This is a genomic window from Kushneria indalinina DSM 14324, from assembly GCF_003385845.1.
Classification (GTDB): Bacteria; Pseudomonadota; Gammaproteobacteria; order Pseudomonadales; family Halomonadaceae; genus Kushneria; species Kushneria indalinina.
The window spans coordinates 390,430-407,232 of sequence record NZ_QRDJ01000006.1; the positions used below are offsets into that span (position 1 = coordinate 390,430).

Annotated in this window: 20 protein-coding genes; 9 read left to right on the top strand and 11 right to left on the bottom strand. The window is 59.9% G+C overall.

Annotated elements, in window-relative coordinates; translation table 11 throughout:
• The first annotated feature begins 48 nt into the window (after window positions 1-48).
• The 3 genes from C8D72_RS01845 to C8D72_RS01855 are packed head-to-tail and all read left to right on the top strand — an operon-like array spanning window position 49 to window position 2,358.
• Window positions 49-867, top strand: coding sequence for a symmetrical bis(5'-nucleosyl)-tetraphosphatase (locus C8D72_RS01845; protein WP_115852708.1), 819 nt, complete (start codon window positions 49-51; stop codon window positions 865-867).
• A gap of 40 nt (window positions 868-907) precedes the next feature.
• Window positions 908-1,249 carry a thiosulfate sulfurtransferase GlpE gene (glpE, locus tag C8D72_RS01850; protein WP_115852709.1) on the top strand — a complete coding sequence of 114 codons (342 nt, stop codon included), beginning with the start codon at window positions 908-910 and terminating at the stop codon, window positions 1,247-1,249.
• Window positions 1,246-2,358 (top strand): tRNA nucleotidyltransferase/poly(A) polymerase-related protein, encoded by a 1,113-nt coding sequence (locus tag C8D72_RS01855; protein ID WP_342768052.1) that lies wholly within the window; start codon window positions 1,246-1,248, stop codon window positions 2,356-2,358. The genes glpE and C8D72_RS01855 overlap by 4 nt, the downstream gene beginning before the upstream one ends.
• Here the strand turns inward: C8D72_RS01855 and folK are convergent.
• From folK to C8D72_RS17490, 4 genes are all read right to left on the bottom strand, one after another.
• On the bottom strand, window positions 2,330-2,887 hold the full coding sequence (gene folK / locus C8D72_RS01860; protein ID WP_115852710.1) for a 2-amino-4-hydroxy-6-hydroxymethyldihydropteridine diphosphokinase: 558 nt from the start codon (window positions 2,885-2,887) through the stop codon (window positions 2,330-2,332). The two genes, C8D72_RS01855 and folK, sit on opposite strands and share 29 nt — an antisense overlap.
• 1 nt (window position 2,888) lies before the next feature.
• Window positions 2,889-3,248, bottom strand: coding sequence for a dihydroneopterin aldolase (folB, locus tag C8D72_RS01865; protein ID WP_115852711.1), 360 nt, complete (start codon window positions 3,246-3,248; stop codon window positions 2,889-2,891).
• 28 nt (window positions 3,249-3,276) lie between these two features.
• Entirely contained in the window at window positions 3,277-4,317 is a 1,041-nt protein-coding gene (gene tsaD / locus C8D72_RS01870; RefSeq protein WP_115852712.1) for a tRNA (adenosine(37)-N6)-threonylcarbamoyltransferase complex transferase subunit TsaD, read from the bottom strand.
• A 109-nt stretch (window positions 4,318-4,426) separates the two neighbouring features.
• Window positions 4,427-4,582 carry a hypothetical protein gene (locus tag C8D72_RS17490; protein ID WP_170140459.1) on the bottom strand — a complete coding sequence of 52 codons (156 nt, stop codon included), beginning with the start codon at window positions 4,580-4,582 and terminating at the stop codon, window positions 4,427-4,429.
• Between the two features lie 34 nt (window positions 4,583-4,616).
• On the opposite strand from C8D72_RS17490, the gene rpsU reads away from it, so the two are divergent.
• The 3 genes from rpsU to rpoD all read left to right on the top strand — a co-directional run bounded on the left by rpsU (window position 4,617) and on the right by rpoD (window position 8,991).
• On the top strand, window positions 4,617-4,832 hold the full coding sequence (gene rpsU, locus C8D72_RS01875) for a 30S ribosomal protein S21 (protein WP_086622362.1): 216 nt from the start codon (window positions 4,617-4,619) through the stop codon (window positions 4,830-4,832).
• Window positions 4,833-5,065: 233 nt separating this feature from the next.
• Complete coding sequence (gene dnaG / locus C8D72_RS01880) at window positions 5,066-6,916, top strand: DNA primase (protein ID WP_115852713.1); 1,851 nt, start codon at window positions 5,066-5,068, stop codon at window positions 6,914-6,916.
• 215 nt (window positions 6,917-7,131) lie between these two features.
• The gene (gene rpoD / locus C8D72_RS01885) at window positions 7,132-8,991 is read left to right on the top strand and encodes an RNA polymerase sigma factor RpoD (RefSeq protein ID WP_115852714.1); all 1,860 of its coding nucleotides are present in this window, start codon (window positions 7,132-7,134) and stop codon (window positions 8,989-8,991) included.
• A gap of 82 nt (window positions 8,992-9,073) precedes the next feature.
• On the opposite strand, the gene C8D72_RS01890 is transcribed toward rpoD, so the two are convergent.
• Window positions 9,074-9,988: a LysR substrate-binding domain-containing protein gene (locus C8D72_RS01890; RefSeq protein WP_115852715.1), complete on the bottom strand. Its 915-nt coding sequence runs from the start codon at window positions 9,986-9,988 to the stop codon at window positions 9,074-9,076.
• Window positions 9,989-10,166: 178 nt separating this feature from the next.
• On the opposite strand from C8D72_RS01890, the gene C8D72_RS01895 reads away from it, so the two are divergent.
• Window positions 10,167-11,555 carry an L-serine ammonia-lyase gene (locus C8D72_RS01895; protein WP_115852716.1) on the top strand — a complete coding sequence of 463 codons (1,389 nt, stop codon included), beginning with the start codon at window positions 10,167-10,169 and terminating at the stop codon, window positions 11,553-11,555.
• A gap of 26 nt (window positions 11,556-11,581) precedes the next feature.
• Here C8D72_RS01895 and C8D72_RS01900 read toward each other — a convergent pair whose 3' ends face one another.
• The 3 genes from C8D72_RS01900 to C8D72_RS01910 are packed head-to-tail and all read right to left on the bottom strand — an operon-like array spanning window position 11,582 to window position 13,142.
• On the bottom strand, window positions 11,582-11,920 hold the full coding sequence (locus C8D72_RS01900) for an AzlD domain-containing protein (RefSeq protein ID WP_115852717.1): 339 nt from the start codon (window positions 11,918-11,920) through the stop codon (window positions 11,582-11,584).
• Window positions 11,917-12,618, bottom strand: a complete 702-nt coding sequence (locus C8D72_RS01905; RefSeq protein WP_115852718.1) for an AzlC family ABC transporter permease — start codon at window positions 12,616-12,618, stop codon at window positions 11,917-11,919. The genes C8D72_RS01900 and C8D72_RS01905 overlap by 4 nt, the downstream gene beginning before the upstream one ends.
• On the bottom strand, window positions 12,615-13,142 hold the full coding sequence (locus tag C8D72_RS01910) for a helix-turn-helix domain-containing protein (RefSeq protein ID WP_115852719.1): 528 nt from the start codon (window positions 13,140-13,142) through the stop codon (window positions 12,615-12,617). Before C8D72_RS01910 ends, C8D72_RS01905 begins: the two co-directional genes overlap by 4 nt.
• Window positions 13,143-13,340: 198 nt before the next feature.
• On the opposite strand from C8D72_RS01910, the gene C8D72_RS01915 reads away from it, so the two are divergent.
• Window positions 13,341-13,940, top strand: coding sequence for an HNH endonuclease (locus tag C8D72_RS01915; RefSeq protein ID WP_115852720.1), 600 nt, complete (start codon window positions 13,341-13,343; stop codon window positions 13,938-13,940).
• Window positions 13,941-13,953: 13 nt separating this feature from the next.
• On the opposite strand, the gene C8D72_RS01920 is transcribed toward C8D72_RS01915, so the two are convergent.
• Together C8D72_RS01920 and C8D72_RS01925 are read right to left on the bottom strand one after the other, a co-directional pair.
• Window positions 13,954-14,565 carry a transglutaminase-like cysteine peptidase gene (locus C8D72_RS01920; RefSeq protein WP_115852721.1) on the bottom strand — a complete coding sequence of 204 codons (612 nt, stop codon included), beginning with the start codon at window positions 14,563-14,565 and terminating at the stop codon, window positions 13,954-13,956.
• Window positions 14,566-14,676: 111 nt separating this feature from the next.
• Window positions 14,677-15,177 (bottom strand): DUF421 domain-containing protein, encoded by a 501-nt coding sequence (locus tag C8D72_RS01925; RefSeq protein WP_115852722.1) that lies wholly within the window; start codon window positions 15,175-15,177, stop codon window positions 14,677-14,679.
• A 128-nt stretch (window positions 15,178-15,305) separates the two neighbouring features.
• Here C8D72_RS01925 and C8D72_RS01930 point away from each other — a divergent pair, with 128 nt between their 5' ends.
• Window positions 15,306-15,905 carry a DNA-3-methyladenine glycosylase I gene (locus C8D72_RS01930; RefSeq protein ID WP_115852723.1) on the top strand — a complete coding sequence of 200 codons (600 nt, stop codon included), beginning with the start codon at window positions 15,306-15,308 and terminating at the stop codon, window positions 15,903-15,905.
• Between the two features lie 96 nt (window positions 15,906-16,001).
• Here C8D72_RS01930 and C8D72_RS01935 read toward each other — a convergent pair whose 3' ends face one another.
• A complete protein-coding gene (locus C8D72_RS01935; protein WP_115852724.1) occupies window positions 16,002-16,757 on the bottom strand; it encodes a 2OG-Fe dioxygenase family protein in 756 nt (251 codons plus the stop codon).
• Window positions 16,758-16,803 lie beyond the last annotated feature (46 nt).

A 16,803-nucleotide genomic window follows, 5' to 3' on the forward strand; every position in this document is an offset into this window, starting at 1 on the left:
CCTCGGGCGGGTCGATGTCCTCTTTCTTCAACGGTTTCGGAGTAGACAATGACCATCTGGGCCATTGGTGATTTACATGGCTGCGGCCATGAGTTCGATGAACTGCTCGAGGCCATCGATTTTGTGCCCGGGCGTGATCATCTGTGGATTACCGGCGATCTGATCAATCGCGGGCCACAATCGCTTCAAACACTGCGCCGTGTCCATGATCTGCGTGAGCACGCAAGCGTTGTGCTCGGCAATCATGATCTGCATCTTCTGGCGGTTGCCTTTGGCCACGCGCGTCTCAAGCCCTCGGATACCCTGATCGATATTCTCGAGGCACCCGATCGCGATATGCTGCTGGAGTGGCTGCGCTGTCAGCCCCTGATGGTCGAATCACAGACGCATCAGTGCGTCATGACCCATGCCGGTCTGCTGCCACAGTGGTCCATCGAGCGGGCTCGGCAGTACGCGCGCGAAGGTGAGGCCATGCTCTCCTCGCGCCAGTTCTTCGCGTTCCTTCCCCACATGTATGGCAATGAACCGGCGCGATTTGAGCCGGCACTGCGCGGCAATGATCGTCTGCGCGCCATCATCAATATATTTACCCGCATGCGCTTTATCGATGAGCACGGCACCCTCGATTTCAGTGCCAAGGAAGGGCTTGATAGCGCCCCCGAGGGTTTCAGACCCTGGTTCTGCTTTGAGCGGGGCGACACCGAGCGTCTGATCTTTGGGCACTGGGCGGCACTGGAAGGTCGCGCACCAGGCGCGCTGGCCAATGTTCGATCACTCGATGCAGGCTGTGTCTGGGGCGGTACCCTGATGGCCATGAATCTTGAAACCGATCAGGTCGTCACGGTGGCGGCGCACAGGCGTCAGTAACCGCGAAGGCGACGTCACACCCATCTCCAGGGAGGATTCCATGTCCTTTAGTCATCTTGATCACGATACCCTGAAGCAGTGGCAGGACAGCGACACTGCTCATGAAGTGGTGGATATTCGTGATCCTCTCAGCTTTAGTCAGGGCCATATCCCGGGCAGCCGGCATCTGGACAACACCAGCGTGGGCGATTTTGTCGAGCAGACGCCGCAGGAAAGTACCGTGGTGGTGGTCTGCTATCACGGCCATTCCAGTCAGCAGGCGGCGCTCTGGCTGGCCGGACAGGGCTATGAAAAGGTGTATAGCCTCGACGGCGGCTTTACCCACTGGCAGCACCACCATCCCGAACAGGTGGTGCGTGACGAGGGGACAGGACCGCAGTGATCCGTTTTGAGCTCGATGAGCCGCTTCAGGGGCTTGAGGTCTACTGCGTCGGCGGTGCCGTGCGCGATGATCTGCTGGGTATCGCCCACGATGATCGTGACTGGGTGATCGTCGGCGCCACCAGCGAAAAGATGCGTGAGCGAGGGTTTCGCCCCGTGGGTCGTGATTTCCCGGTCTTTCTGCATCCGCATACCCACGAGGAGTACGCCCTGGCCCGGACCGAGCGCAAGTCCGGCCACGGCTATACCGGGTTTGAGGTGCATGCTGCACCCGAGGTCACGCTGGAGGAGGATCTGGCGCGACGCGATCTGACCATCAATGCCATGGCGCAGGACAGTTCGGGGCAGCGGGTGGATCCCTTTCGGGGTGTTGAGGACTGCCGCTCCGGTACGCTGCGTCATGTCTCCACAGCCTTCGTTGAGGATCCGCTACGTATTCTGCGTACCGCTCGTTTTCTGGCGCGCTTTCGACCCCGTGGCTTCGCGGTGGCCGATGAAACCATGGCACTGATGAAGACCATGGTGGCCGAGGGCGAAGTCGCCCATCTGGTTGCCGAGCGGGTCTGGCAGGAGATCGAGCGGACACTGGGTGAGCCGGATTCGGCGGCCTTTTTCGAGCTTTTGCAGCAGTGCGGTGCGCTGGATGTTTTGATGCCGGCACTCGCTGAGGTGCTGGACGTGGGGCTGGCGCGAATGAGCGCTGCAGAGACGCCCATGGCGCGCTGGGCGCTGTTGACTGCTGACCTTCCCCATGAGGCGCTGGCGTCACTGTGTGAACGCTATCGCGTGCCGGGAGAGTGGCGCGACCGCGCGCTGATGGTCGTACGCAGCCGGGCACTGTTGTCCTCCTCGCCCGATGCCGACCAGGTGCTGGCCTGGGCCCAGGCCATGGACGCCTGGCGGCGGCAGGCGCGCCTGGACGAGGTGCTCGTTATGCTTGCCACTGGCGACTTCGGTTTGCCGGTGACCCTGCTTGCAGATGCCCTTGACCGGGCGCGGCGGATCTCGCCGCAGTCACTCATGGCACAGGGGTATCAGGGCGCTGAGCTGGGTCGCATGATCGATGTCGAGCGGCGTCGCGCTATCGAATGCGCGCTGGCGCCAGCGTAACAACTTCCAGTGGCTCGGGGGCTGAAACTTGTCTTCCCTGCCACTCGAAGGCGACCGGCCAGAGCGTCTGAGAGTCGGCATCAAAGGCCTGCCACAAATCCCGATAACGCGTGCCCTTGATGGGGTGGCGATAGTCGCCAAAGCTTTCGGCCAGCGGACGCAGCACAAAGGCATTCCAGGTGATCTCGTCACGTGGCAGGGTGACGCCGTCGATACAGCCGGTCAGGTCATCCACGCACAGAATGTCGATATCCAGTGCCCGGGAACTGAACTTCGGCGCGCTGTGATCCCGGCCGTTATCGCGTTCGACCTGCTTGCACCATTGATTGAGCTGTGCGACCGGCCACGGGCACGAGGCCCCGACCACCAGATTGTAAAAATTGCACGGACTGTCAAACCCTACCGGGTGGCTTTCAAAGACCCGCGAGATCAGCAGTTCCCCAAAGGCATCATGCAGGGCCGTAAGCGCTGCATCAATGCGTCGATGACGCTGGGCATTGCTGCCCAGACTGAACAGTACGAATGCCATGTCAGCTGCGGTACTCACCGCGCTCGATACGCACGCCCACAAAGGCGGCATCCGCGACGGCGCCGGGCTTTTTCAGCGTCAGGCGCAGCCAGGCAATACCGAACTCCTCGCGAAGCAGTGAGGCAATGCGCTCGGCAAAGGTTTCCACCAGCTCGAAGCTGTGTTCGGTGCAGTACTGCTGAAGGCGCTGGCTGATGGCGGCGTAATCCAGCGTTGCGCTTAGATCATCGTCGCGGGCGGCTTTTGCAATGTCACAGCCCAGCTCCAGGGTCAGTAAAAGACGCTGATGAATACGCTTTTCCCATTCATATACGCCGATCACGGCTTCCAGCGCCAGTTCCTCGATCAGTACCGTATCCATGCCGACACTCCTGTCATGATGTGTTGAGTCAGTCCTGGCATCGAGCCGGCGGGGCCAGCTCGGCGAGCGGCCAGCGCGGCGTGGCCAGCATGGTCTGTGCGTCACGTTCACCTGCCATCAGGCGCTGGGCACCCACATAGGCAATCATGGCACCGTTGTCGGTGCAAAAACGGCCTCTGGGATAGAAGGCGCGTGCGCCCATTTTTCCAAGTGCGGTATCAAGTCGCTGGCGAAGTCGCTGATTGGCGCTGACGCCGCCGGCCACGACCAGTCGCTTGAGACCGGTCTGTTCCAGTGCTCGCCGGCACTTGATTACCAGGGTGTCGGCGACGGCGTCTTCAAAGGCGCGCGCCACATCAGCCCGGGTCTGGTCGTCGAGCGCGCCCTGAGCTTCAAGCGCCTTGATGGTGGTCAGCGTATGGGTTTTCAGACCCGAAAAGCTGAAGTCCAGTCCGGGGCGGTCGGTCATGGGTCTCGGGAACCGAAAGCGTGTCGGGTCTCCCTGCTCGGCCAGCCGAGCAATATGCGGGCCGCCGGGGTAGGGCAGCGACAGCATGCGGGCGGCCTTGTCAAAGGCTTCTCCGGCCGCATCATCGACGGACTCGCCCAGCAGTTCATAGTCGCCCAGCGCATGCACCGCCACCAGCTGGGTGTGGCCGCCGGACACCAGAAGGGCAACGAAGGGAAATTCGGGGCGCTCATCTTCCAGCATGGGCGCCAGTAGATGCCCTTCCATGTGATGAACGCCCAGTACCGGTACCTGCCAGGCCCAAGCCAGGCCGTGGGCGGTGGCAGCGCCCACCATCAGCGCCCCCACCAGCCCGGGGCCGGCCGTATAGGCAATGGCATCGACATCGTGGCTTTCAAGGCCTGCCTCGGCGAGTACCTGCTCAATAAGGGGGAGCAGCCGGCGGACATGATCGCGCGAGGCCAGTTCGGGCACGACGCCGCCGTGTTCGACATGCATGTCGACCTGGCTGAACAGGGCGTCGGCCAAAAGCCCGTGTTCGCTGTCAAACAGGGCGATTCCCGTTTCATCACAGGAGGTTTCGATCCCCAGTACGCGCATGATGTGTCCTGATTCCAGTAAAGGCGTCTGTCAAAGGCGGGTGTCGGTCTGCAGGGAAAATGCCTTGCAGCCGACAGGTGGGCAAGTTTACCCGTTTGTACTTCCCGCGTCAGGCGCTTTGCAAACCGAGGGCGCGACGTTTATAATACACGCCCTGTAATACCGGGCTGTGCTTCTGGCCGCTGATCGCGGCGCCTTCGCTGAATCGTGATAAACATGTCATGACCGGTTTAAGTGCCGCATCGACGGCATTGAGCACATTCAAACCTCATTGATCTCCTTAAGGTGGTGATTGCTTAATGCCTTCCGTCAAAGTACGTGACAACGAACCGTTCGACGTTGCTCTGCGTCGCTTCAAGCGCTCCTGTGAAAAGGCTGGCGTGCTTTCCGAAGTCCGTCGTCGTGAGAACTACGAAAAGCCCACGGCCGAGCGCAAGCGCAAGGCAGCAGCAGCTGTCAAGCGCCATGCCAAGAAGCTGCAGCGTGAGCGCAAGCGCTTCGAGCGGTTGTATTGATCCGTACCTGAGCGTATGCCCAACGCTTCAGCGGGATGCCGAACGGCCGCCATTGGCGGCCGTTCGTTTTTATAGGTAATGATGGATCAGCCACTGCCGATAATGTCACGGTAACGGGTGCCATCACTGATAACGCCACATGAGACACCTGCTGGCACCGAGCATTCCGAGCAAAAGGAGTGACTCCGCTTTGGCAGGCATGACCACTGACCCTTGAGGTAGTGCAGGACATTATGGCCGGCAGAATTCCTCAACGATTCATCGACGATCTACTGGCGCGAACGGATATCGTTGATGTCATTGGTTCTCGTGTACAGCTCAAGAAAACAGGACGCAATCACTCAGCGCTGTGTCCGTTTCATCAGGAAAAGTCTCCTTCCTTTACCGTCAGTGCCGACAAGCAGTTCTATCACTGCTTTGGCTGTGGTGAGAGCGGCAATGCATTGCGGTTTATCATGGAGTTTGATCGCTTGAACTTTCCCGAGGCGATCGAGGCACTGGCAGGTCGCGCCGGCATGGAAGTGCCGCGAGAGGGAGAAAGTGATGAGCAGCGCCAGCAGGCAAAAGTGCAGGCGAAGCGTCAGGAAGAGGCTGTCAATCTGCTGGAGCTGGGAACGCGCTTTTACCAGCAGCAGCTGGCATCAGCCTCGGCGCAACAGGCTCATGAATATCTCGCGCGTCGCGGACTGAGCGACGACATCGTCAGCCGCTATGCCATCGGTTACGCCCCTGCCGGCTGGGACGTGCTCAAGCGCCACCTGAGCGACAAGGGCGTGGACGAAAACGTGCAGGTCGAATACGGCCTGCTGGTCAAAAAGGAAGAAACCGGGCGCAGCTGGGACCGCTTTCGTGATCGGGTCATTTTTCCCATCCGGGACTGGAAGGGGCGTACCATTGGCTTCGGTGGTCGAGTACTGGGGGATGAAAAGCCCAAGTATCTCAACTCGCCTGAATCGCCGGTCTTTCACAAGGGGCGAGAACTCTACGGGCTTTACGAGACCCGCGTGCAGTCAAAGCGCCCCGAGCGCATGCTCATTGTGGAAGGCTACATGGACGTGGTGGCCCTGGCGCAGCATGGTGTTGACTATGCTGTCGCGACGCTGGGCACGGCGACCACGGAGGAGCACCTCCGACGTCTGTTTCGTCTGGTGGACGAAGTGGTGTTCTGCTTTGATGGTGATGCAGCCGGCCGGCAGGCAGCCCATCGTGCGTTGAATACCGTGCTGCCATTGATGATTGATGGCCGCCAGGCGCGATTTCTGTTTTTGCCGGAAGGCGAGGACCCGGATTCGCTGGTTCGTCAGGAAGGCCGTGACGCCTTCGAGCAGCGCATCGTGCGGGCGGGTTCGCTGACGGAATATCTTTTTGATCATGCCGGCGAAGGGCGCGATCTGCGCCGCATCGAGGATCGAGAGCGCTTCGCCAGCGCCGTACTGGAAGGCATCAAGCGTCTGCCGCAGGGGCTTTTAAAGTCGCTTTTGATGCGTGAGCTCAGTGAGCGTACGGGGCTTGAGCGTGGCACGCTTGAGGAGCTTTCCGAAGGTAATGCAAGGTCCGGTGTGGCGGCGCAGATCGCATCGCAGCCGTCCCGGCAGCAGGAGCACAGGGCCGGCCATCAGGCGCCAGCGACTGCGAAATTCTCGCCTCGTCGGCAGCAGGGCGCCGCGACCCTGAGTACGAGTGGGCGAATCCTGCATCTGATCGTGCATTCGCCGTCACTGGTCGAGTCACTGCCGGAAGGTGAGGCATGGTGTCCCGAGGATGATGATGGTCAGCTTCTGCTGGAAGTCGTCAGGCTGATTCGCGCCGGCGGCTATCGTTCCTCGCAGGTGCTACTGGCGCATTTTCATGGCAGCAGCCATGGTAGCCGACTGCTTGCCCTGTTACAGCGTGAGCCGCTGATCCCCGGGCCATTGCGCCATCGGGAAGTCGAGGTGCTGGTGGCGCATTTTGAACAGCAGCGCCAGCGCTCGAGTCCGGAGCGTGAGCTTGAAGCGCTGCAGGCGCGCGAGCGAAATGGCGAAAAGCTCACTCGTGAGGAAGCAGGTCGATTGTGGCAGCTGATCTGCGAGATCAAGCGCTGAGAGCCCTGTCATGGGGTTGAAACGAGCGTTTATCCCCCTCATTTAGTGGGGATATATCGATAGACGCTGCATTGCTGATAGCGTCTGAATCAACACACAGGATTGGTGAGAAGCGTCAGTCATCTGCTGATGGTTCCCTGCTGGTCTATACTGGATTGCCTGGCGTGCCTTCTGGCATGAGCCAGGCGCTTCACTCTTCTTCGAGATAGGTTTCTATGGCTGGAAATACACCGCAGTCACGTCTGAAGGAGTTGATCGCGCGAGGCAAGGAACAGGGGTTTCTTACCTATGCCGAGGTCAACGACCATCTGCCTGAGGATATTGCAGATCCCGATCAGGTAGAAGACATCATCAGCATGATCAACGACATGGGCATTAACGTCGTTGAAGAAGCGCCCGATGAAGATACGTTGATGATGTCGGATCAGTCTGCTGACGAATCTGCCGCCGAAGAAGCTGTCGCAGCGCTGGCGGCCGTTGAAAGTGACGTTGGCCGCACAACTGATCCGGTACGCATGTATATGCGTGAAATGGGCACCGTTGAGCTTCTGACGCGTGAAGGCGAGATCGAGATCGCCAAGCGTATCGAAGAGGGTACCCGTGAAGTCATGTCGGCGCTCTCCAGTCTGCCAGGGTCTGTCGACTCCATCCTTGAAGCCTACGATGCGACTCAGGATGAAGAGGCGCCGGGTCGTCTGTCGGATCTGTTCTCCGGCTTTATCGATCCCGATGAGGGCGTGCCGGGCGTGGCTGAAGTCGAAGAGCCCATGCCTGAAGTCGTCGCCGATGACGCCGAGGGCAGCGACGAGGAAGACAGCGACGAGGAGGACAGCGATGAGGAGGACGATACGGCCTCCGAAGGCGGTCCGGATCCCGAGCTGGCACGCGTTCGTTTCGAGCAGATTCGCGAGCAGAATGAGAAGACGAAGGCTGCCATCGAGGCCAATGGCCTGACCTCTTCCGAGGCTCGCAGCGAGCAGGCGCGTCTGGCAGAGCTGTTCTCGCCGATCAAGCTGGTGCCGCGTCATTTCGAACGACTGGTCGGTCAGCTGCGTCTGAGCGTTGGTCAGATTCGCGAGCAGGAAAAGACCATCATGCAGCTGTGCGTCAAGCGCGGCAAGGTGCCCCGCAAGGCGTTTATCGCTTCCTTCCCGGGTCGTGAATCCGACTCGAGCTGGATCGATGATTTCATCGCGCGCAACAGCAAGCATGCCGGCAGCATCGAGCCGCTGCGCTCGGATATCGAGCGGGCTCAGCGCAAGATTGCCTTTGAAGAAGAGCTGGCCATGCTGCCGGTCTCCGAGCTCAAGGACATCAATCGTCGTCTGTCGATCGGTGAAGCCAAGGCACGTCGCGCCAAGAAGGAAATGGTGGAAGCCAACCTGCGACTGGTGATCTCGATTGCCAAGAAGTACACCAATCGCGGTCTGCAGTTCCTGGATCTGATTCAGGAAGGCAACATCGGCCTGATGAAGGCCGTCGACAAGTTCGAATATCGTCGCGGCTACAAGTTCTCGACCTACGCCACCTGGTGGATTCGTCAGGCGATCACGCGCTCGATTGCCGACCAGGCACGAACCATCCGTATTCCGGTCCACATGATCGAAACGATCAACAAGCTCAACCGCGTGTCGCGTCAGATGCTTCAGGAAATGGGCCGCGAGCCCACGCCGGAAGAGCTGGGCGAACGTCTTGAGATGCCGGAAGACAAGGTGCGCAAGGTGCTCAAGATTGCCAAGGAGCCGATCTCGATGGAGACGCCCATTGGTGATGACGATGACTCGCACCTGGGCGATTTCATCGAGGATTCCACCATGGTGTCGCCGATCGACTCGGCCACCGGTGAAGGGCTTATCGAGGCCACGCGCAACGTGCTGGGTGGCCTGACAGCACGCGAGGCGAAGGTGCTGCGCATGCGCTTCGGCATCGACATGAACACCGACCACACGCTTGAAGAAGTGGGCAAGCAGTTCGATGTCACCCGTGAGCGTATTCGTCAGATCGAGGCCAAGGCGCTGCGCAAGCTGCGTCACCCGTCACGCTCCGAATCGCTGCGCTCCTTTATCGACGAATAAACGACCGCTGTGATTCGCACTCACGCCCGCTCCTTTCCGGAGCGGGCGTTTTTGTGTGCATGGATCAAAAGGCTTCTCCGGCTCAGGGGGCGCGTTTGACTTCAGCACAGATCCAGTCATGAACGGCACGGATTCGTGGATCGTCCAGTGCGCCGAAGGCATGCACAATCGCGTAATGGCGCCCTGTATTGACCCGCTGGGTCAAAGGCGCCACCAGTTCACCGCTGCTCAGCTCGTCACGCAGCAGCGTCTGGCGTGCAATGGCAATACCCATGCCGGCACGCGCGGCCTCCATGGTCAGGTCGTGGCGGTTGAAACTATAGCCCCGCTGGATACCGGCCGTATCGGCACCTATCGCATTGAGGTAGTGGTGCCACTCGCCGTGGGCACTGCTGCCGCGCCACGCCGTCACGTCATGCAAAAGCGGATAGTGCGCGAGCCGGTCAGGGTGGTTCAGTGCCGGGCGATGGCTGAAAAGGGCGGGCGCGCATACTGGAAAAATCACCTCCTCCATCAAAAGCGTTGATGCCATGCCCGGGTAGTGGTCATCGCCCAGGTCGATGGCCAGATCAAAGTTTTCCTCCGTCAGCGCGCGGTCGCTGTCTTCTGCGTGCAGATAGATGTCCAGCGCCGGCAGCTGGGCCTGCAGGCGCGGAAGGCGGGGCATCAGCCATCGGGTCAAAAAGGAGGGCACGCAGCGCAGTACCAGCTCCCCGCTCATTAAACCGCGGGATAGACGCTTGAGCTCCTGATCGATGCGCCCGTGCGCGGTCAGCACGGCGTCTGCCAGTCGCTCGCCCTCGGCCGTCAGTGACAGTCGGCGGGGGTGGCGATGAAAGAGGCGAAACCCGAGCCGCTCCTCGAGCAGGCGAATCTGCTGGCTGATGGCGCCGGTGGTTACATTGAGTTCGCCCGCCGCACGCGTGAAGGAGAGATGGCGGGCAGCGCAGGCAAAAACGTGTAACCCTGCATGCATGGTGGTGTTGGCTGAAGGCATTGAAAGCTCGCGTCAGCGATGGCCCGATAACCGGGCAGTGGGTGCATGGTTTAGCAGAACTAAACTCTGGTTGCCTATTTATGCTTTGAAAGGCGATCAGAGGCAATACATGCTGAGTCCATCGCGCAAGAATCTATCGATGGTTTAGCGCTCCTTACACCGATTATGGGGTGACAGCATGCCTATCAGCGTCTTCGAGTTGTTCAATATCGGCATTGGCCCGTCCAGTTCTCACACGGTAGGTCCCATGCGTGCGGCCAGATTCTTTCTGGACGCGCTGGACAGTCGGCAGGCCACTTCACGAGTGACCGGTGTTGAAATCCATCTTCATGGTTCACTGTCAGCCACCGGCGTCGGCCACGGTACCGACCGTGCCGTCATCATGGGGCTGATGGGAGAACTGCCCGCCACCATCGATCCGGACATCATTCCCCCGGCCATCGACGAGCTGCTGGAGTCGCAGGTGCTGCGTCTGGGCGGTCGGGTGAGCGTGCCGTTCCTGTGGGAGCGGGATTTCTACTGGTCCAACGATCCGCTGCCCCGCCATCCCAACGCCATGACACTGGTGGCAACGCTCATGGACGGCAGCAACATCACACAGACCTGGTATTCGGTCGGGGGCGGTTTTGTCATCAATGCTGCCGATGAAGAGCCCGCCGATGCCGCGACCGGCGTGGCGCTGCCGTTTGACTTTGATAGCGCCGATGCGCTGCTGGATATCTGCAAGCGCGAGAACATGAGCATTGCGCAGGTCATGATGGCCAACGAACGTGTCTGGCGCAGTGAAGAAGAGGTGCGTCAGGAGCTTTTCACCATCTGGCAGGCCATGCAGGCCTGTATTGCCAAGGGGCTTGAGCAGAACGGTGTGCTGCCAGGCGGATTGAACGTCAAGCGTCGCGCCTCCGACCTGCTGGCTCGCCTTGAGCGCTCCGAGAAAAATCTGATTGCCACCACTTTCTCGGCGATGGACTGGGTCAACCTGTTTGCCCTGGCGGTCAATGAAGAAAACGCCGCCGGTGGTCGCATGGTCACTGCGCCGACCAATGGCGCCGCCGGTATCATTCCGGCCGTGCTGGGCTATTGGATGAAGTTTGAAGAAACGGCCTGTGAGCGCGGGGTGGTGGATTTTCTGCTGACGGCAGGCGCGATCGGTATCCTGTGCAAGAAAAACGCCTCGATTTCGGGCGCGGAAGTCGGATGCCAGGGTGAAGTGGGGTCGGCCTGCGCCATGGCGGCGGCCGGACTTTGCCAGGTCATGGGTGGCACGCCCGAGCAGGTGGAAAATGCCGCCGAGATCGGCCTTGAGCACAATCTGGGTCTGACCTGCGACCCGGTTGGCGGTCTGGTGCAGGTGCCCTGCATCGAGCGCAATGCCATTGCCTCGGTCAAGGCCATCAATGCGGCGCAGTTTGCGCTCAACGGTGATGGCACCCACTTTATCTCGCTGGATCATGCCATTCGGACCATGCGTGATACCGGCCGGGACATGCAGAGCAAGTACAAGGAAACCTCGCTGGGCGGGCTTGCCATCAACTACGGTCTGGCCGTTAACGCCATCGAGTGTTGAACCTCGAGCGGGTCATGGGGATGGCCTCATGACCCGCTCATGACCACCAGCGCGTAGGCGGCCACCCCGGCCGCTACCGGCAGCCCGAGCGACCGCGTTGTGTACCAGCCCGAAAGTGTCGCAAGACTTCCCATCATCGTGGCGCCCCAGGTCAGTGCACTGCCGGGCTGGGGCGCCAGCGATATCCCCAGAAGCGCTGCAATCATCAGCGGTGCCAGCATCCCGGGCCATGCCGGTATGGCCGCCTCTCTTTCAGTGACAGACGCCTCGCTCCGCCGTCGCTGCATCCAGTAAAGTGGCAACATCCGGATCAGGAGCGTACCGAGGGCCGTGGCCCCTGCGGCCAGCCAGATGGCGTTATTCATGATGATGTCCTGTCCGCGGTTTCAGGTGAGAGATAAAGGCACAGCGCCCCGAGTGCCGCCGCCAGCGGAACAGCAACGTTGGTCAGGTTCAGAAGGGCGAGCAGCAGGGCAGAGAGGACACTTGCCAGCAGGGCCATGGCCCAGCGCATCGACGTGCATCGTGGTGCCAGCAGCACCAGAAACAGTGCCGGCAGCGCAAAGGCCAGCGCATCAGCCAGCAGTGGCCACTGCATGATCAACTGCTCACCGGCAAGGCTGCCCACCAGGGTGCCGCCGCCCCAGCCTGCCCATGCCACAAGGGCGGTGCTGGCAAACCAGCTCATGCGATCCCTTTCGGCCAGTAAAGGCAGGCGATAGTGCGCCAGAGCAAAAACCTGATCCGTCAGACCATGCATCAGCCATGGCCAGCGCCGACTGTCAGAAAGCCATGGCGCGAGCGAGAGGGAATAGACAACGTGTCGGGCATTGATCAAAAGCGTCATGACCACCGTCAGCCATAGCGATGCCCCGCCTGCAATCATGCCCACGAACAGAAACTGCGAGGCGCCGGCGTAGATCAAAAGTGACAGCGCCGTGGCTTCAAGGGCACTGAATCCGGCCTGACTGGCGACCAGCCCGAAGGAGAGTGCCACCGGCAAATAGCCACTCAGCAGCGGCAGGGCTTCACGCGCGCCCATTCGCCAGGCCGGGGCATTCATGCCAGACCCTCATCAGGATAAAAAATGGTCACCAGTACCCTGGCACCCTGGCTGCCTGCCAGGTAGGCGTGTGGCCGATCCGCCGTAAACTGATGCACTGCCTGCGCATTAAGCGGTACGAGTGCGTTTTCGGTCCCGGCCTGCAGGCTGCCGGCAATGACCTGAAGCGTTTCGCGTGTCCCCGTCGCGTGTGCACTGGCGTGGCGCTGGGCATTGGGGGCAAGTGCCATCAGATAGATATCCACCGACGGGGTATCATGCTGGCGATCAAGCAGGGACACCGAGATATCGTCCTCGGTCACGCAACTCTGCGCCGAGGCGATCAGCGCGCTGAAGGGGATCTCCAGCTGAAGTGCCAGACGCCACAGGGTATCCAGCGTCGGATTGCCCTTGCCCTGTTCCAGTCGCGACAGGTTAGATTTGGCAAGGCCGGCCCTGTCGGCCAGAAAGGTCAGAGACCACGCTCTATGCCGGCGCAGCGTAGCCACGCGGTCTCCCAGACGCTTCAAGTCATCATCGTTCATGGTATCTGCTGCCTATCGTTCTATATATGAAACGTTCTATATATGGAACGATGGATTGTCAACCCATGCTCCTGAGGCCCGCGACCGAAAGAGAAGAGGCCGCCGGTTGAATGAAGACTTATGAAGGGATTGTCACGCCAGTGACATAGTGGTGTAGGATCGTAGACTATCGTCTCGACTCGTGGGGAGTTTCGTGTTATGCGCCAACCCATGGTGTTACGTCTTCATGCCTCCGGCATTCCGATCGACTGGTTGACGCTTGAAGAAGCGGCGGTTTTGATGTCGCGCGCTTTTGAAGGTGGGGTGGTCTGGGCCGACGGCGAGGCCGCCTACCGCCTGCATGGCGGTACCAGTTCGCTGACCGGGCAACAGTCCTTTATCGATATTCCTGAAGTGATCGGCGTGTCGCCGCCCGTCAATGCCATGCTGGCGTTTGAGCATACCGGCTTCAATCGGGTGCTATGCAAGTATCGTGAAGGGCTTTGCTGCGCCTATTGCGGGGTTACGGTGACGCGCCAGGCGCTGACGATTGATCACATTCTGCCGCGCTCGCGCGGTGGGCAGCTCTCGATGCTCAACGCCGTGGCCTGTTGCCAGCGCTGCAATAGCCTCAAGGGCAATCGTACGCCGGAGGAAGCGGGCATGGCGCTGCTGTTGAAACCCTTTGTGCCCACCATGGCGGAAGTGCTCTACATGATGCGGCCTAAAGCCATGACGGCCAGACAGCTCTGGTATCTGAAATGTCAGTTCAAGAACGCGCCTCTTCGTGCCTATCTGACACAAGCTCTGGCGGCCTGAAGAACGTTGGCATTCAGTACTGCATCAGTTTCGTCATGCGCTCGCTCAAGAGCGTGCCTCCCAGCATGATCTGAGACGGGGCAATCGGCACGAAACGCTGATCCTTCCAGAGCGCGCTGTGGTGCTCATCGAAGGTGACAATGGGGGTGAGGTCGGTGCGCTGGGCCTGCGGTAGAATCAGCGGGGTCAGATTGTCGAGTATCAGATAACCGCCGTTATCCATCCGGTAACGTAAAACGGCGTGATAGGTTGGTGTCAGCGCGTCTCTGGCAGCCAGGAAGTCGAGCCTTTGCGCCGGCATGCCGGTCTCTCGCAGTATCTGGTACTTGGCGATGGCGAAGTCTTCGCAGTCGCCATGGCCCTCGCGTGTCAGGCGATTAAACCCCTTCCAGATATCGATCTCTTCTTCCTGCTGGCGCGCTGCATTGTTGATCACCCGATTGACGTATTGCAGCTGCGCCAGCCCTCCATATTGACCCACCTGTTTGACCAGCTCGGCTCTTGACTGGGTGATGGCCATCTCGGTGGTATCGTCCCACCAGGTAAAGGTGTGCGCCGATGCGGTCAGGGGGGCTGCAAGGCAACCGATCATCAGGGTGGCGGCGAGAACATGATGCGCAGACATGGGCGGTTACCGACAGGATCATGGGCGGGTGAAGAGCGACATCCCCATGATGGCCCGTGTCGATTGCAGACCATGGCATGATCAGGCCCCCCGGAAGAGGCCATTTTGCCCTTATCGGCTCGAAACGCCCTCGACGCCTTCCAGCACCGAGTCGTATTCGCCGGCACTGGCGATGACACTAAAGGCACCATCGGTTTCCAGCACGACCGCATGCACCTGTTCGATATCCGCCATGCCCCTTTCACGCACGGCCGCCAGGATTTCTGCTTTTACTACGCGCTCACGCTGCATGGCATCATCACAGTACTGGCCCTTGAAAAGCAGCAGGGTGGGCTGGGACTTGATCAGTTTGAGTACTCCGCGCGAGCGTACCGAGGTAAAGGTGATCACAAACTGCAAAAGCACGATCACGATAAAGGCGGTCACACTCTGGGCAAGGGAGACCTGCGTCGAGGTCAGCGCCGTGGCCAGAATGGACCCCAGCGCGATGGTGGTGACGAAATCAAACGCGTTCCATTTGGAGAGGGTGCGCTTGCCCGAGACGCGCAGAACGATGATCAGGGCCACGTAACTGAGGATACCGACCACAATCGTGTGCATGATGGGGTTCATGAACTGTACCTTTTGAGCAGGAAAGAAAGTAAGCCTTCAGGGTAGATGTACAAGTGGCCTGGTGTCAGACGCCCGCAGAAAAATGCCGACGCCGTGTCGTGTCAAAACGATAAATCCGGAGATGTCTCATGACGGACAAACCCTCACCGATACGCTGCCAGTGGGTTCAGGGCCACCCATTGCTGGCGCACTATCACGACCATGAATGGGGCGTACCGGAGCCTGATGGTCAGGCGCTGTGGGAGAAGCTGATACTCGATGGTTTCCAGGCAGGGCTGTCATGGCTGACCGTGCTGAAAAAGCGCGAGGCATTTCGTGAGGCCTTCGAGGGCTTCGACCCCGAGCGCGTTGCCCGTTTTAACGAACGCGATATCGAGCGTCTGCTCGGCAATGCCGGCATCATTCGCTCACGTGCCAAGATCGAGGCGGCCATCGGCAATGCCCGGGCATTTTTGCGCATGCAGGATCAGGGCGAGAATTTCGCCACGTTTTGCTGGTCGATGGTAGAACACCGGCCGCTTCAGAATTCGCCTCCGGTACCGGCGCATACGCCACTGTCTGTTTCCTTTTCAAAAGCACTCAGGGCCAGAGGCTTTAAATTTGCGGGGCCGACCATCGTGTATGCCTGGATGCAGGCCACGGGGATGGTCAATGATCACGCCCCTGACTGTCATCGGCGTCAGGTCGTGGCAGCCATGGGCGATACCACGATTGCGCGTCGATCATGAGGGCGTTTCAGGGCAGGGTGCCGGCCGACATGGGTCGGCCGGCGGCTCCTCTAGAGTTGAAGGTTAATGATTAATGAAACTGTCTTGCCCAGAGAATCAGGCAATGTGTTCATGAATGACAGCCTCGGGGAAATAGCGACGCAGCATGCGGTTTTGAAAGCCATCCACGAAGCTTGAGTTGATGATGATGATGAATCGCTCATAAGGCTGGTTCGGGTCTTCCTGCCGCAGCGCCTTTGCCCCGTGGAAGAGGCGATCATCACGCAAATGAAGCACGTCTCCGGGCTCCATGACCTGGTCGGCCAGCAACTCCTGGCCCGCACGATCAGCGTAAAGGACGCTTTCAGCACCGCTGACGTTGTGACGATCCAGTACCATGATGCTCAGGTAGCGGCAGCCATCGGCATGAATACCCTGTCCCTGCAGCGGATCAAGTTCGCCTGAACCCTTGACGCCGGTAATCTGCATCAGGATTGGCTCATTGGCATCAAGCCCCCACAGACCTGCCCAGGCTTCCACAAAGGCACGAACATCGGGGCGATCCAGAAAGTCCTGCTCCAGTGCCGGATACCAGCGCAACTTGTCCGCCATGCTTTCGGCATCGTTGTACTGTCCCCCCTGCGCCATGGGGCACTCACCCAGGCTTTTCATCCGGCCCTGCTCGTCAAGGGCAAGCCAGGACATGCGCTTCCAGCGGCGGTCAACGTAGGGGTCTCGAGGAAGGTCACGGGTAAATGCCTGCCATGCCCCCAGGTCGATACGATCGCGAACATGGGTAAAGCTCCAGTCATGTTCGGCCAGTGCTGTATGGACGTTTTGCTGCCACCAGGATTGTGCGTTGGTAGTAGTCATCTTTTTCTCCTGAAAGGATAAGGGATTACGCCGAGTGTCGGCATTT